At 63.2% G+C, this 15,130-nt stretch carries 11 protein-coding genes; 2 read left to right on the top strand and 9 right to left on the bottom strand.

What is annotated here, in order from left to right; genetic code table 11:
* Nucleotides 1-682 precede the first annotated feature (682 nt).
* Nucleotides 683-904: a hypothetical protein gene (locus tag ABC383_RS19175; RefSeq protein ID WP_413016049.1), complete on the bottom strand. Its 222-nt coding sequence runs from the start codon at nucleotides 902-904 to the stop codon at nucleotides 683-685.
* A gap of 88 nt (nucleotides 905-992) precedes the next feature.
* Between ABC383_RS19175 and ABC383_RS19170 the strand changes: the two genes are divergently transcribed.
* Together ABC383_RS19170 and ABC383_RS19165 are read left to right on the top strand one after the other, a co-directional pair.
* Complete coding sequence (locus tag ABC383_RS19170) at nucleotides 993-2,774, top strand: DUF4832 domain-containing protein (RefSeq protein WP_413016047.1); 1,782 nt, start codon at nucleotides 993-995, stop codon at nucleotides 2,772-2,774.
* Nucleotides 2,775-2,993: 219 nt separating this feature from the next.
* Nucleotides 2,994-4,349, top strand: coding sequence for a DUF4832 domain-containing protein (locus ABC383_RS19165; RefSeq protein ID WP_413016046.1), 1,356 nt, complete (start codon nucleotides 2,994-2,996; stop codon nucleotides 4,347-4,349).
* 88 nt (nucleotides 4,350-4,437) lie between these two features.
* Here the strand turns inward: ABC383_RS19165 and ABC383_RS19160 are convergent, their stop codons facing one another.
* The 8 genes from ABC383_RS19160 to ABC383_RS19125 form a co-directional block, all read right to left on the bottom strand.
* Nucleotides 4,438-5,700, bottom strand: coding sequence for a glycosyltransferase family 4 protein (locus tag ABC383_RS19160; protein ID WP_413016044.1), 1,263 nt, complete (start codon nucleotides 5,698-5,700; stop codon nucleotides 4,438-4,440).
* A gap of 82 nt (nucleotides 5,701-5,782) precedes the next feature.
* On the bottom strand, nucleotides 5,783-7,798 hold the full coding sequence (gene asnB, locus ABC383_RS19155; RefSeq protein ID WP_413016042.1) for an asparagine synthase (glutamine-hydrolyzing): 2,016 nt from the start codon (nucleotides 7,796-7,798) through the stop codon (nucleotides 5,783-5,785).
* A gap of 50 nt (nucleotides 7,799-7,848) precedes the next feature.
* Nucleotides 7,849-8,604, bottom strand: coding sequence for a WbqC family protein (locus tag ABC383_RS19150; protein ID WP_413016040.1), 756 nt, complete (start codon nucleotides 8,602-8,604; stop codon nucleotides 7,849-7,851).
* Between the two features lie 90 nt (nucleotides 8,605-8,694).
* Nucleotides 8,695-10,704 carry an asparagine synthase (glutamine-hydrolyzing) gene (asnB, locus tag ABC383_RS19145; protein WP_413016038.1) on the bottom strand — a complete coding sequence of 670 codons (2,010 nt, stop codon included), beginning with the start codon at nucleotides 10,702-10,704 and terminating at the stop codon, nucleotides 8,695-8,697.
* A 34-nt stretch (nucleotides 10,705-10,738) separates the two neighbouring features.
* Nucleotides 10,739-11,935, bottom strand: coding sequence for a glycosyltransferase (locus tag ABC383_RS19140; RefSeq protein WP_413016036.1), 1,197 nt, complete (start codon nucleotides 11,933-11,935; stop codon nucleotides 10,739-10,741).
* Nucleotides 11,936-11,951: 16 nt separating this feature from the next.
* A complete protein-coding gene (locus tag ABC383_RS19135) occupies nucleotides 11,952-13,124 on the bottom strand; it encodes a glycosyltransferase family 4 protein (protein ID WP_413016035.1) in 1,173 nt (390 codons plus the stop codon).
* Nucleotides 13,125-13,157: 33 nt separating this feature from the next.
* Nucleotides 13,158-14,153 carry a hypothetical protein gene (locus ABC383_RS19130; RefSeq protein ID WP_413016033.1) on the bottom strand — a complete coding sequence of 332 codons (996 nt, stop codon included), beginning with the start codon at nucleotides 14,151-14,153 and terminating at the stop codon, nucleotides 13,158-13,160.
* 4 nt (nucleotides 14,154-14,157) lie between these two features.
* Entirely contained in the window at nucleotides 14,158-15,129 is a 972-nt protein-coding gene (locus tag ABC383_RS19125; protein WP_413016031.1) for a glycosyltransferase family 2 protein, read from the bottom strand.
* Between the last annotated feature and the right edge of the window lies 1 nt (nucleotide 15,130).

Below are 15,130 nucleotides of genomic sequence, written 5' to 3'. Positions count from 1 at the left end.
TTAACGTCGGTCAACTTTATTTCCCATGGAGAAGTTTTTTTACGCAATTCATGAAAAAAAAGATGCCTGTTTCAGTGCCTAGGTTAACGTGTTTTTTATACTTTCAGTTAAAGCGGACTTTACCCTGCTTATTGTTGAGTTTGTTCTCTTTTTCCCGTGAGGCTTATGCATATTCCACTTTTAACGATGATTTCCTTAATTTATTGCGGATGGGAAAAATTTTTGAACCATCCGGGAAAAGAACAACCTTTAACAAAGGTTTCAACATCGTTAAATCTGTTAAAAAGTTCCCCAAAAAAAACGTGTTTACCACAAAAATTTCTGAAATTTTGTCTTGATCTAGGCAGAAATACTGCGTTAGGATTCGTCCGTTCCACAAAATTTTCCATCGGGAAATAAATTTGCCAGCGTAGTTTAATCTTCAGGCAACATGCTTGAAACGGCAATAAGCAAGACACGCTTGTTTATCAAGCCGTTTAAACCGCGGCGAAATGGCCCGAACGGAAAAACGAAACGCCACTGAATCGGTGTTATTGATATGAGCGCCAGCCTGCATTTTGGCATCTGCCCTGAACGCAGTGCGAAAAATGCATTTCATGGAAAGGAGTAATGACACTTTCAAAGTGAATGATAACGTGCAGTTTGCGGCACAGCTTTTTGGTTCTCGCTGGAGGCCTTCGCTTTAAGTTAAGCGGGCAATCCTTAATGGATGCGCGTCTTGACGTCCATTTTTCCGGATCATGGAATTTACAGGTGTCCCTTTAAGACACCCAGGACGGCGCTCGCCCAGCACTTTTATAGATATGCGAATTTTTTCAGCTTCCTGCCCCGGAAGCATGGGGACGCTTTTACCCGTTAAATTCGTTTTGAACACTTTAATCATCAACATGAAAATAAATCCCATATTTGCGCTCCGACCCGCAACTTTATTGCTTTCGGCAGGCTACTTGCTTGCTTATGGCGCATCTGCGGCCGCCGCTCCCGTTCCGACAATGAGCAGCGACGCCACGAATGTGTATTACCAGATTCCTTATTCGGGTACGCCGACCCACGTCCGCATCTACCTCGACACCGACTACAACCGCTGGACCGGCTTCGGCGCGCAAGAATACGGCCTGGGCGCCGAGTTCTTCATGGAGAACGGCATCCTCTACCGTTACTCGGGCACCAATGGCGAGTGGAAGTGGAGTGAAATCAAACGCGTTCCCTACACGTCGAGCAATGGCCTGGCCAAGGTCAGCATCAACCGCGCCGACCTCGGTTCGCCGTCCCGCGTGGCCCTGCTGACGCAGACCACGCCGCCGGCCGCCACATCGGCCGTCTACACCCAGACGCTGGCATCGACCACAACCGCGACCAGCCCGACCACGACCAGTCCGACGACCACGACTAGTCCGACGACCACCACGACCAGCCCGACGACCACCACGACCAGCCCGACGACGACCACGACCAGCCCGACGCCGACCGATACGTCGACCTCGACCGGCAGCATGTCGTCGGTGAATTACACCGCCAGCACGGCCAACATCGTCAATCCGGAACGTGGCTTCTACACCCCGATCTCGTGCAACACGCCGCAAAGCCCCAGCACCTTCGCCGGCATCCGCGCCAACGGCAACTCGCTGGTGTTCTGCTACTTCCGCCTCGATTCCTACGTCAACTCCCCGATCGCCCAGTCCGCCCTCGACGCCTTCCAGGCGCAGATGGACAACATGCGCACCGGCGGCGTCAAGACCGTGCTGCGCTTTACCTACAACATGTCCGACAACGGCGTCGATCCGGCCCTGTCCCAGCTGTACGGCCACATGGACCAGCTCGCGCCGTACCTGTCGCGTAACAAGGACGTGATCGCCGTCGTCCAGTCCGGCTTCATCGGCAGCTGGGGCGAAGCCGCCAACAGCCAGCACTACGGCCAGATCCAGAGCATGTCGTCGCAGAACATCACCGACCGTGCCGCGATCGCCAACAAGCAGCTGCAGACCACTCCGGCCGAACGCTTCGTGCAGATCCGCTTCCCGCGCCTGAAGACCCGCTTCGACGGCGGCACCGCGCTGACCGCCAGCGAGGCTTTCAACGGCTCCGCCAAGGCACGCCACGCCCATCACAACGACAGCTTCCTGGCGACCTCGGACGACTGGGGCACCTATGCCAACCAGACCACCGAGTATCCCTACCTGCAGGCCGAGACCAACTACCTGCCCATGGGCGGCGAGACCTCCAAGCTCAACTCGCCGCGCACCGACTGCCCGACCGCGCTCAAGGAACTGGCCATGTTCCACTGGTCTTTCATCAACCTGGACTTCCATCCTGACGTGATCAACAGCTGGCGCAACCAGGGCTGCTTCGGCCAGATCCAGCAGAAGCTGGGCTATCGCCTGGTGCTCACCAATGGCAGCTACGCCGCCAGCGCCAAGCCGGGCGGCACCTTCGCCGTGAACTTCACCGTGCGCAACGATGGCTGGGCTGCCCCGTTCAACGGCCGCAACGTGGAAGTGGTGCTGCGCAATACCAGCACCGGCGCACTGGTGCGCAGCAAGATCAATGTCGATCCGCGCCTCTGGCTGGCTGGCCAGTCGTACACGGTGAACCAGAACATCACGCTGCCGGCCGACATGGCAAAGGGTAACTATGCCGTGCTGCTGAACCTGCCCGATCCGATGCCTGCGCTGAGCAGCCGTCCGGAGTATGCGATCCAGCTGGCCAACACCAACACCTGGGAAGCCAGCACCGGCTTCAACAACCTCAACCATACGGTCAGCGTCGCTCCTTAAACGCGCTTGCCGGGTGCCGCTTCGCGCGGCATCCGTCATGGTTGCCATTCCAAGGCCAGGCTGATGCAGCCTGGCCTTTTTGCGTCCCGCGTTTTTGTATTCGAGCCTGTCGATATCGGCGCAAAACAAGGTCATAATCGTCGTTGATGTGCGCGCTGCCCCTGCAAGTCAAGCCCGGCAGGCAGGCCGTCCGCCCGCCAATAGCCATGGAGACCTTACATGACCAGAACCTGCTGGCTGATGCTGATGGCGCTCTACCTGAGCCCAGGCCATGCGCAAGAGCGCCTCATCTACAGGACCTACACCGCCAGCACGGCCAACATCGTCAACCCGGAACGCGGCTTCTACACCCCGATCTCGTGCAACACGCCGCAAAGCCCCAGCACCTTCGCCGGCATCCGCGCCAACGGCAACTCGCTGGTGTTCTGCTACTTCCGCCTCGATTCCTACGTCAGCTCCCCGATCGCCCAGTCCGCCCTCGACGCCTTCCAGGCGCAGATGGACAACATGCGCACCGGCGGCGTCAAGACCGTGCTGCGCTTTACCTACAACATGTCCGACAACGGCGTCGATCCGGCCCTGTCCCAGCTGTACGGCCACATGGACCAGCTCGCGCCGTACCTGTCGCGTAACAAGGACGTGATCGCCGTCGTCCAGTCCGGCTTCATCGGCAGCTGGGGCGAAGCCGCCAACAGCCAGCACTACGGCCGCATCCAAAGCATGTCGTCGCAGAACATCACCGACCGTGCCGCGATCGCCAACAAGCAGCTGCAGACCACCCCGGCCGAACGCTTCGTGCAGATCCGCTTCCCGCGCCTGAAGACCCGCTTCGACGGCGGCACCGCGCTGACCGCCAGCGAGGCCTTCAACGGCTCCGCCAAGGCGCGCCGCGCCCATCACAACGACAGCTTCCTGGCGACCTCGGACGACTGGGGCACCTATGCCAACCAGACCACCGAGTATCCCTACCTGCAGGCCGAGACCAACTACCTGCCCATGGGCGGCGAGACCTCCAAGCTCAACTCGCCGCGCACCGACTGCCCGACCGCGCTCAAGGAACTGGCCATGTTCCACTGGTCTTTCATCAACCTGGACTTCCATCCTGACGTGATCAACAGCTGGCGCAACCAGGGCTGCTTCGGCCAGATCCAGCAGAAGCTGGGCTATCGCCTGGTGCTCACCAATGGCAGCTACGCCGCCAGCGCCAAGCCGGGCGGCACCTTCGCCGTGAACTTCACCGTGCGCAACGATGGCTGGGCTGCCCCGTTCAACGGCCGCAACGTGGAAGTGGTGCTGCGCAATACCAGCACCGGCGCGCTGGTGCGCAGCAAGATCAATGTCGATCCGCGCCTCTGGCTGGCTGGCCAGTCGTACACGGTGAACCAGAACATCACGCTGCCGGCCGGCATGGCGAAGGGTAACTATGCCGTGCTACTGAACCTGCCCGATCCGATGCCAACGCTGAGCAGCCGTCCGGAGTATGCGATCCAGCTGGCCAACGCCAACACATGGGAAGCCAGCACCGGCTTCAACAGGCTCGATCATGTGGTCAGCATTTCCTCCGACGCAGACTGACGCCAGGAGCCTGCGCGGCAGAAGAGTCGGCGGCGGCAACGCGCGAGAAAACGGTCCAGTCCGGCATGCCGCCCTGGTAACGCTTGCTTCATGCGCTGGCCGCGGGCGCGGCGCCGGCCTGCTGCGCTGCCGTGGCCTGCGGAACATGGAGTAGTGCGCTGTAGGCGTCGATCACGATCCGCTCGTCGAAGTCGCGTTCCATCTTCTGCCTTGCCCGCCGGCCCATCAACACCCGCTCGGCTGGCGGCATCGCCATGAATCGACCTATCTTTTCCGCCAGGTCGGCACTGTCCCTGGGCTTGCACAGCAGGCCACTCAACTGGTCGTCCACCGTATCGCGACAGCCGATCGCGTCAGTGGTGATGACCGGCCGGCTCATCGCCGCCGCTTCCAGCAGTGAGCGCGGCACGCCTTCACGGTAAAAGGATGGCAGCACCACGCAATCGGCGGCCGCCAGATGCGGCCGCACGTCGTCGCAGGCGCCAAGATAGTCGATGAGCCCCATGGCGATCCATGACCGCAGCGTGTCTTCCGGCACGGCGCCGGCGCCGCCACGGTCTATGCTGCCCAGCACCCGGAACTGCGCCCCCGGGTAGCGCTGCTTCACCAGCCGGGCTGCCTCGACATACTCGCCGATGCCCTTGTCCCACAGCAGCCGCGCCACGAACAGAAATATCACGCTGTTGGTGTCGCGGGTTGCATCAACAGCTTGATCCGACACGCTGAAACGCCGCAGGTCCACGCCCGAACCAGGCAGGCGCGACGACTTGGCATGGCTAACGATACGCTTGCCGATGAATGTCGACCGGTCTTCATCGTTCTGGAAAAAGACCCACTCGGCCCGCCTGAACGCCTGCTGATAGAGGCGTTGCACGGTCCGGGCGAGCAAGCCTTCACGCGAGAATGCGCGGCCCAGTCCGGACACATTGACTACCAGCCTGCCATCGCGGCCGGCCAGCGCAAATGCCGAGTAGATGTTGCCCTTCGGGGTGTAGCTGAGTACGACATCGATACGGTGTTCGCGGAAAATGCGACGCAGGCGCAGGAGCGTGCCAAGTTCCCTGACCGGATTCTTGCCGGCGCCATGAAACGGCACGCTGATATGTGCAATGCCCTCCTGCCTGAACAAGCCGGCATAGCGGTCCTCGGGCCCGACGGCGACTACCTCATGGCCCATGTCCTTCAGATGCAGCATCAGGTTGCGCCGGAAGTTATGGATATACCAGGTCGTATTGGCGACCACGGCGATGCGCAGTCGGTCCGGCGCGCCGGGCTGGCCTTGGGATGACAGCGCGCTGCCAGGCAAGGCCAGCCCTTCCGCGGCAAGATCACTCGCTGATACGATCTCCATTGCTCTCTCCTCTTCATTCGTGGCAGCAGCGCAGGGCCTTGCACGGCAAACACCGCACAGTGCCAGCGGGGATGCACGCCGCTCAGCCGGATGCCTGCCAGGCGAGCACCGGCTGCGGTACCGCCTGGTGCTCCAGCCAGGACTGGAACATCAGCACGCTCCACAGGCTGTGCTCCCAGTTGCGACGCCCCGACAGGTGCTCCTGCCAGCGCGACTCGATTTCATTGGCATTCAGGTAGCCTTCCTGCTGCAGCCGTCCGCGGTTCAGCAGGTGTTCGGCCCACTCACGCAGCGGCCCCTTGAGCCAGCTGCCGACCGGCACCGAGAAGCCCTGCTTGGGCCGTTCGATCAGGTGGCGCGGCACATGCTTGTCCAGTATCTTTCGCAGCGCCTGCTTGCCCTGGCCGCGGTCGATCTTCATGCCAACCGGCATGCGCCAGGCAAGCTCGACAATGCGATGGTCGAGAAACGGCACCCGGGTCTCCAGCGAGGTCGCCATCGCGGCCCGGTCCACCTTGACCAGGATGTCATCGGGCAGATAGGTCATCGAGTCCAGATACATCATCCGGTCCTCGAAAGTGGCGAGCTGCGGCCAGGCGTCCCTCTGCCGCAACAGGGTCAATGGCTCATGCCCTCCGAGCACCAGCGCATCCGGATGCTTCCATTCCGACACCAGGTTGAAATACAGGTCGTCGCAATCGCGTGCGCCGTCGATGCGGTCGGCCAGCTTGAGGAGCTTGTCGGCATAGAGCGCGGCGTGCCAGTTCATCGGGATCAGATGGCTCATGCCCTGTCCGAGCGCACGCGCGGCGGGCGATGCGGACGAGCGCTTCAGGCAGCGCGAGAACAGCTGCCTGCATCCGGCGGGCACCTTGGCCACCAGGTTCCAGACATGCTGGGTGCGCAGGTGCCGGTTGTAGCCGGCAAACAGCTCGTCCCCGGCGTCGCCGGACAGGGCCACCGTTACATGCTGCCGCGCCTGCTGCGCCACCAGGTAGGTGGGTATCTGCGACACATCGGAAAACGGCTCATCGAACAGGGCGGGCAGCCGCGGTATCACGTCCAGTCCATCCAGCGCGGAGATGTACAGCTCGGTGTGGCGCGTGCCGAGGTGGCTGGCAATGGCGCGCGCATAGCCGGCCTCGTCGTAGGCGGCCTCGTTGAACCCGATCGTGTAGGTATGCACCGGCTTGGCCGAGTTTGCCTGCATCAACGCAACGATCAGCGAGGAGTCCACGCCGCCGGACAGGAAGGCGCCGAGCGGCACGTCGGCTACCGACTGCATGGCGATCGACTTGTGCAACAGGGATTCGAGGCGTTCCAGCGCCTCGACTTCATCGCGGATCGGGTTGCGCTGTCCGGCCTGCGCCACGTCGTGCAGCGACCACCAGCGATGCAGCTTGAGCCCGCGGAAGGCGGCCGGCGCAGACAACGGCGACGGTGGGGCCGTCGTGGCGTCGGCCAGCGTCAGGCTCAGCATGCAGCCTGGTTCAAGCTTGCAGATGTTGCGGTAAATGCTGCGCGGCGCGGGAATGTAGTTTTGCCTGAAATAGAGGCACAGCGCATCCCGGTCGATCTCGTTGCTGAAGCCCGGATGCTGGCGCAGCGCCTTGAGTTCCGACCCGAAAAAGAACACGTTGCGGCCCCAGCCGTAGTACAGCGGCTTTTCCCCCATGCGATCGCGCATCAGGTAGAGCCGCCTTTCCATGCGGTCCCACAGGGCAATGGCAAACATGCCCACAGTGCGCTGCAGGGTGGCCTCGATTCCCCAGTGCGAGAACGCAGCCAGCAGCGTCTCGGTATCGGAATGGCCGCGCCATGACTCGTTGAGCTGCCTGCGCAGCTCCTGGTGGTTGTAGATTTCGCCGTTGAAGGCCATCACATAGCGGCCGCAGGCCGAATGCATGGGCTGCCTGCCGGCCGGCGACAGGTCCACGATGGCGAGCCGGCGGTGTCCCAGCGCCACGCCCCTGGCTGCATCGCTCCATACGCCGCCGCCATCCGGCCCGCGATGCAGCAGCGCCTGCGCCATGTCATGGACGCTGCTGTCGAAGTCATGGCTGTTGTCGCTGCTGAGGAATCCGCTTATTCCGCACATGATGGCTTTCCGCCCTGGTGAGTGTTGGTCGGGGTGGTGTCGGCAGTCCGCTAGGCATACCGGCGGTCGCACTCGCCGGCATGGTTCTCCACGCGGTAGCACTGCAGCAGGCGCGCCAGTTCCGGCTTCGGGTTGAACATCAGCACATCGATGATGGAGAGCGACGGCACGAACGGGTTGTCGAACTGCCGGTAGACGATCGGGTCCATTCTGTGGAAACGCAGCCCGATGCCATGCTGGGCGAAATAGCCCGCATCGTACAGCGCCACGCCGCCTATTGGATTGAGGTAGGTGTCGCCCCCGAGCCGGCGCACGGTGGCGATCACCCTGTCCTGCCGGTCGGAGAAGCCCCCCAGTTCGAGTGAAGAAGAAAGCCGGATGACAGTGGCGATGCCAAGGTAGTCGCAGATGCCCCGGATCGCATGTTCGGCATACCTGGCCATGTTCGTCTCGTCATGCTCGATCAGCTCCTGCATCAATGGAAAAACCTCCGCGAAGCACGGTGCATTCGCATAGGCATTGCGCAATTGCTTGAGCAGTGCCGACCTTTGCCTGGGAAAGTCGTCTGCAAAGTATTTTTCGTTGATGCGGGACAGGTGCCCGCTCTTCCTCAGCGGGAAGGTAATCATCTTTTCCTGGCGGTTGATGAGCACCCGGTTCCTGTTGATCCATGATTCCTTGACGTATTGCAGATCGTCGCCCAGCACAAATTCGTCCACGGCAGCGATGAGCTGAAAATAGCCGAGGTAGGGAAACAGGTAGGGCTGCATCGCGCCTATTTTTCGGTCTGATAGTTGTAAGGACATGACACGCTTTCTAACAAAAAAATTCGCCAGGCCCGGCCTGGCGCAGCAACGACTGCGCCAGCGCTCCGGACAGCCTCCCGGCCGCATTCATCAGGCTTCCTCCCACGCGCCTGCAGGCACTGCCGGCGCTGACACGGCCAGCCCATGGTTGTGCGCCAGCCATGACTGGAACATCAGCACATCCCACAGGTGGTATTGCCAGTTGCGCTTTCCTGACAGGTGCTCCTCCCATCTCCGCCTCAGCGGCGCTGCGTCGAAATAGCCTTCGCGGCGCAGGCGGCTGGCATCCAGCAGGGACTCGGCCCAATCGCGCAGCGGCCCTCTGAGCCAGGCGCCGATCGGCACGCCGAAGCCCATTTTCGGCCTGTCGATCAGGGTTAGCGGAACATGCTGCGCCAGCACTTGCCGCAGCGCCCACTTGCCGCGCCCGTCGCGCACCTTCATTTGCTGCGGCAGCCGCCACGCAAACTCGACGACCCGGTGATCCAGGAACGGCGCACGGGTTTCCAGCGACGCCGCCATGGCGGCGCGGTCCACCTTGACCAGAATGTCGTCGGGCAGATAGGTCTGCGCATCCAGCAGCATGAGCTGCTGCATCGGGTCCAGCCCATGGTCGACCCGCGCATGCGCGAACAGGTCCGGCGTGGCGCCGCTGTCAAGCAGCACGCAGGCCGGCTCATGCCAATGACTCACAAGCAGGCGGTAGACATTGCGCAGCGATCCGTCCGCCAGCATGGCGGCCGCCTTGCCGGCCTTGTGTTCCAGGCCAGTCGCATCGTCCTTCCCGTGTCCGGCATGGGCCGCCGCACGCTGCAGCATCTGCCATGCTGCCGCTGGCACCATCTGCATGGCGCCGCCCAGCAGCTTGCGCATCGGCTCAGGCATCCCGGACAGGCGCTGCCACAGCGATACGGCAGAACGATAACGGCCGTAGCCGCAGAACAGCTCATCGCCGCCGTCGCCGGACAGGGCAACCGTCACATGCTGCCGGGCCAGCCGCGAGACCAGATAGGTCGGAATTTGCGACGGGTCGGAAAACGGCTCGTCGTAGATGGTTGGCAGCGCCGGTATCACCTCCAGCGCCTCGGCGCCGCTGATATAGAGTTCGGTGTGATCGGTGCCGAGATGCCGGGCCACGGAAAGCGCGTAGCCGGCCTCGTTGAACAGCGTTTCGCCAAAGCCGATCGTGAATGTCTTCACCGGCCTGGAAGACTGCGCCTGCATCAGCGCAACCACCAGCGAGGAATCGATGCCGCCGGAAAGAAAAGCGCCGAGCGGCACATCGGCCACCATTTGCTGCCCCACCGCCTCCATCAGCAGGCATTCCAGATCCTTGACCGCGTCTGCCGCGCTGCCGGCATAGGCATGGCGCGCGCCATCCTGCGCGATCAGGTCGCCGTGCCAGTAACGCGACAGGACCGGCTCCCTGTTGCGCAGCGACAGGCTGAGCAGGCAGCCGGCAGGCAGCTTGCTGATGCCTTCATAAATCGAATGCGGCGCCGGGATGTAGTTGTGGCGCAGTTGCAGCGCCAATGCATTGCGGTCGACCCGTTTCTGGAAGGCGGGATGCGCGTGCAAGGCCTTGAGTTCCGAGCCGAACAGGAATACCGCATTCGCGCCGCTTCCCTGCCATCCGTAATAAAGCGGCTTCTCGCCCATGCGGTCGCGCGCCAGCGTCAGCGTGGCCGTATCGCGGTCCCAGACTGCGAGCGCGAACATGCCGACCGCCCGTTCCAGCGTTCCCTGTATGCCCCAGGCGTCGAAGCCGGCAAGCAGCGTCTCGGTGTCGGAGTGGCCGCGCCATGCGCCGCCGCGGCCGGTCGCCATCAGCATGGCCCGCATTACCTGGTGATTGTAGATTTCACCGTTGAACACCATCACGTAACGCCGGCTGCCCGATGCCATCGGCTGGCTGCCGGCCGGCGACAGGTCGACAATGGCCAGGCGCCGGTGTCCCAGGCGGATCGACTGCTCCAGGTCGCACCAGTACCCGGCGCTATCCGGCCCACGGTGGCTGATGGCGCCGGTCATGCGCCTGAGGATGCCATCCTCCCCGTCCGCTGCCGCCGCGCCGCCCAGGTAACCGACTATTCCACACATGGTGACTGCCCTTTCAAAACGACTCCGAGTCTCATCAGCCCGGCTCTCCCGAGCCCGATAACTGCGCCGCGGCGCCCTGCTGGACATTGCCGCGATAGATGTCTTCCCAGCGGGCCACGACCGCATCCAGGGAAAAGCGCCTGAATACCCGTTCGCGGGCTGCGATGCCATGCAGCGCGCGGCTCTGCGCATCCATGCCCAGCGCATTCATCAGCGCGCCCGCCAGTGCCGGGCTGTCGCGCGTGGGCACCACGTGGTCCGAGCGGCCGAGCCATTCCCGCACGCCGCCCGCATCGGTCGCCACCACGATGCGCTCGCACGCCATTGCCTCGCCTACCACCAGCGGGAAGCCCTCGTAGGCGGAGGACAGGACCACGATATCGGCCGCATTCATCAAGGCATGCATATCGCGCCGCAGCCCGAGGAAGCGGACCGCGTCTCGTATGCCGAGGTCGACCGCAAGCTGCTCGACCGCGGCCTGGTCGCCGCCCTCGCCGGCAATCCAGAGCAGGCAGTCGGTGCGCCGGGCAAGCACGAGCGCGAAGGCGCGCAGCAGGTTGGGGTAATCCTTCTGCTCGCAGATGCGGCCCGCCGCCAGCAGCACCTGATGGCCGGGCGGCACATCAAGCGCGGTGCGCGTGGCCTCGCGCAGGGCGGGCTCGGAGCGGAAGTGGTCGCAGTCGATGCCGTTATGCACCGCGATCACCTTGCCGGCCGGCACCGCCGCGCACGCGATGTAACGGTCCACCGCTTCCTGGCTGACATTGGTGGTCAGGTGGGCCAGCCCGTCCGTGACGCGGTAGCCCCACATCAGCAGCGCGCCGCCCTCGTTGGTGTTGTGCGCGGTGCTGATGAGCCGCGGCATCGGCGCGCACAGGCGCAGCAGTCGTGCAAACAGGTTGGCATGCACCATGTGGCTATGCACCACGTCCGGCCGGAAGCGCCGCAGCAGCCGGCATGCGCGGCCATAACCCAGGGCCAGGGTGAGCGGCGTCTTGCGCACATGCAGCGGCTCGACCCGCACCGAAGGGCTTCTCGGCAACACCGCGAGGTCGTTGATCATCGACAGGATCAGTACGCTGTGGCCGGCTGCGTCCAGGCGATCCGCCAGATTGGCCACCTGCGTCTCGGCGCCGCCGACGCCGAGCGAGGTCACGATCAGCGCCACTTTCATCGCGCGCTCCCGACGTTGAAGCCGGCGCGGCGCCCTGGCGCCTGGCAGGCAAGGCATGAAAGGTGTTTCTGCATCAGAAGCTCCTGTTGATCGGCCGGCCCGCCGGCCGCACCGGCGATGGCGCCGGATTGCCTTCCGGCCGGCGGATGAGTTCGGCAAACAGCGCATCCCAGCGCGCCAGCACCGAGTCCAGGCTGTAGCGCTCGCGGATCGACGCGCTGGCCCGGCTTCCCAGCGTGGCGCGCAGCGAGGCGTCGCCCATCAGGCGGGCCAGCGCGTCGGTGAATGCCTCCTCGTCGTTCAGGGGCGCCAGCAGCGCATCGGCGCCATCGCGGCTGATCTCGCGCGGCCCGCTCGGGCAGTCGGTGGCCAGGCACGGCAGGCCCGCGCTCATTGCCTCCAGCAGCGCGTTGGGGAAACCTTCGTGGCGCGATCCCATCACGAAGGCATCGGCGGCGGCCATCACCCTGCCCGGCTCGCTGGTGAGCCCCATGAAGGCAATGCGCTGCGCCAGCCCCTGGCTGGCGGCCAGCGCGGCCAGCGATTCCCGCAACGGCCCGTCGCCATAGATGTGCAGGTCCCAATCGGGAAAACGCGGCGCCAGCCGGGCGAATGCATTGATCACGGTGTCGATGCCCTTTTGCGCGGTCAGCCGGCCCAGGCTGAGCAGTACCCTGCGGCCGCTCTTCCCGGACGCCGACGTCGCCGGCATCGCTGCCGCGCAGTCCGGCAGCGGATTGGGAACGACCCTGACCTTGTCCAGCCCCGGATAGCGCGCCATGACCTTGCCCGCCACCGCCTCGGTCTGCACGGTCAGCATGCTGGCGAAGCGGAAGGTCAGCATGGACGCCAGCTCCCAGCCATTGAGGGGCGAGCGGCTTGACGGATCGTTGCGCTCGCAGATGATCAGCGGTATGCCGGTGTGCGCCATGGCCAGAATGGCGGCCACGTTCACGTTCGGCAGGAACGACACGACCACATCGGGCTGTCGGCTGCGTATCATCCGGCGCAGCGTCAGCAGCCGGGCCAGATAACCGGTCATGCGTCCGCGCTTCTGCCCCGCCTGGTCGGCCAGGAATGCCGTTTCCACCGCTTCGGCGACCGGGTAGAACGGCTTGCCGCCGCCCGAATAGGTGGGGATCAGGCTGACGCTGTCACCGCGCGCCGCCCACGCATTGCACAGGATCGTGGCAACCCGCTCGGCGCCGCCGGCGCTCAATGAACTCGTCAGGAATACTATTTTCATTGGCATGCTTTCAGTCTCGGCCGGCTGTGGTTTTCAAAGGAACCAGTAATGCCATTGCAGGCCCAGATACACTAAATACATCAGCAGCATCACTTCGCGGACCGGGCGCCCGAGGGTGAGCATCAGGGACATCAGCATCGGAAACAGGGCCGAGATGAAGCGCGCCGCGAATACGCCCATCAGGGTGGCGAAGGTGAATGTCGCCAGGCAGGCCACCGACAGCAGGTTGAACCGCGAGGCATAGAACCTGGCCTTCTGCAGCGGCACGGTCGCCAGCAGCCCGATCCAGAAGGAGGCATAGGAAAGCGTGGCGGCGCCCAGTTCGTATTCGGCCCGCCGGTCTCCCACCGAGGACAGCAGGCTGCCGCGCAGCGGCCCGATCAGCAATGCGATCAGCGCGCCTCCCGCCATCGCAATATAGGCAAGGGTGTACACCGGAAAATTGCGTTTCCTGACCCACAGGCTGACCTGGACCGCGACCAGGTACATCACGATGAACAGCACCATGGCGGTGTGAATGAAGCAGGCCATCACCAGTGTGGCGCACAGGGCGACGCGGCTGCGCAGCGATAGCGCCAGCAGGACCAGCGACACGGCAAAGGCCATGCGCAGCTGCGAGAAGGCAAAGTCGACAACCAGCGGGTTGACCAGCAGCAGGATGGACAGCACGCCATGGCGCACTGCGAGGAAACGCGCGAAACAGAACAGGCACAGGAAAGTGACGGCGTTCAGGATGACACCAATCGGGATGCCGAGCTTGTCCATGGCGGCCCTGACCAGCACGTCCCACAGCACCTCGTTGAAGAAAAAGTCGCGCAAGCCGGAAAGATCCTTGTCCTCCACGATGGACTTGAGATACAGGAAGTTGTTGATATAGACCTGCTTGTCCTCGAACTCCTTTCCAACCAGCTCTTCCCACGGAATCCACAGCATGAACAGCGCAAACAGCAGACTGGCGAACACCGCCTGCAGGTTGACGCTGCTGCCGCCCAGGCCGCGGTAGGGATGTTGATAGGAAATGGTCAGCATGGCTTTACACGAGCGCGCTTTGCGACGGCGGCAGCGATTCGAACGCGGCGCGCAGCCTGGTATTGCGGTTGGCCATGAACACGCGGCCGATCAGCCAGAGATCGGAAGGCAGGGGAATGCGGCGGCATGCGAGAAACATCTTCCAGTATTCGCGCTTGAGCGGATAGCCGAAATAGGCCCGTATCAGGATCTCCAGCAGGCATTGCGCCGCGAACGCCCTCGACAGTTCCGGGTTCGACGCAAGGAATTGCCTCATCATTCCCAGCTTGCCCAGTCCCACTGCCATCGCGCCCTTGACCTTGGTCAGCGTGATATCGGTGGAGAAGAAGCGGTAGACGCCATAGGGCTCGTCGATATACGAGGCGTAGCCACCGTCGATGCAGAAGGAAAGCGTGAGGAAGTAGTCGAGGATTTCGTCGTCCGTCGTCCAGATCTTGCGCGCCGCCCTGCGGTACATGCTGCCCGAATGGCAGCCGGTCAGCCCGTAATACTTGGCCAGGTCGGCCGCGGTGAGCCGCTCCGAGGCGATGAAGTTGGAGACCGGCACCAGCGGCATGCCGACGGCGGTCTGGCCGCGCTCGTTCAGGATGATCATGCGGTGCCACGCAATGCGGCAATCCGGCTGTTGGTCCAGGTGGGAAGCAAGCCTGGCGAGCTTGCCGGGCAGGCAATAGTCGTCGCCGTCCACGTGGGCCACATAGGCGCCCCTGGCCAGGTTGTGCACGCTCAGGTAGTTCTGCGTCGGGCCGACGTTGGTCTCGTGCAGGACGGCGGTGACCTTGCCAGGATAGCGCTCGGCGAAGTCGCGCACGATGGCGCGGGTGCCGTCGGTCGAGGCGTCGTCGCCGACGATCACTTCAAAGGGAAAGTCGGTCTCCTGGTCCACGATGCTCTGCAGGCACTTCGCGATATACCGCTCCTGGTTGTAGGTCACCACGCATACCGAAACCTTGGGCGTCATGTCTGTTCCGTTCATC

The sequence above is a fragment of the Noviherbaspirillum phoenicis genome, assembly GCF_047237965.1.
In the GTDB taxonomy this organism is placed as follows: domain Bacteria; phylum Pseudomonadota; class Gammaproteobacteria; order Burkholderiales; family Burkholderiaceae_D; genus Noviherbaspirillum_A.
This window is presented reverse-complemented; position numbering and strand designations above follow the sequence as displayed.

Bases quoted from the DNA above. Each gene is read 5' to 3' on its own strand.
- ABC383_RS19175 (WP_413016049.1), bottom strand. From the start codon at position 904: ATGGGATTTATTTTCATGTTGATGATTAAAGTGTTCAAAACGAATTTA.
- ABC383_RS19170 (WP_413016047.1), top strand. From the start codon at position 993: ATGAGCAGCGACGCCACGAATGTGTATTACCAGATTCCTTATTCGGGT.
- ABC383_RS19165 (WP_413016046.1), top strand. From the start codon at position 2,994: ATGACCAGAACCTGCTGGCTGATGCTGATGGCGCTCTACCTGAGCCCA.
- ABC383_RS19160 (WP_413016044.1), bottom strand. From the start codon at position 5,700: ATGGAGATCGTATCAGCGAGTGATCTTGCCGCGGAAGGGCTGGCCTTG.
- asnB (WP_413016042.1), bottom strand. From the start codon at position 7,798: ATGTGCGGAATAAGCGGATTCCTCAGCAGCGACAACAGCCATGACTTC.
- ABC383_RS19150 (WP_413016040.1), bottom strand. From the start codon at position 8,604: ATGTCCTTACAACTATCAGACCGAAAAATAGGCGCGATGCAGCCCTAC.
- asnB (WP_413016038.1), bottom strand. From the start codon at position 10,704: ATGTGTGGAATAGTCGGTTACCTGGGCGGCGCGGCGGCAGCGGACGGG.
- ABC383_RS19140 (WP_413016036.1), bottom strand. From the start codon at position 11,935: ATGCCTTGCCTGCCAGGCGCCAGGGCGCCGCGCCGGCTTCAACGTCGG.
- ABC383_RS19135 (WP_413016035.1), bottom strand. From the start codon at position 13,124: ATGAAAATAGTATTCCTGACGAGTTCATTGAGCGCCGGCGGCGCCGAG.
- ABC383_RS19130 (WP_413016033.1), bottom strand. From the start codon at position 14,153: ATGCTGACCATTTCCTATCAACATCCCTACCGCGGCCTGGGCGGCAGC.
- ABC383_RS19125 (WP_413016031.1), bottom strand. From the start codon at position 15,129: ATGAACGGAACAGACATGACGCCCAAGGTTTCGGTATGCGTGGTGACC.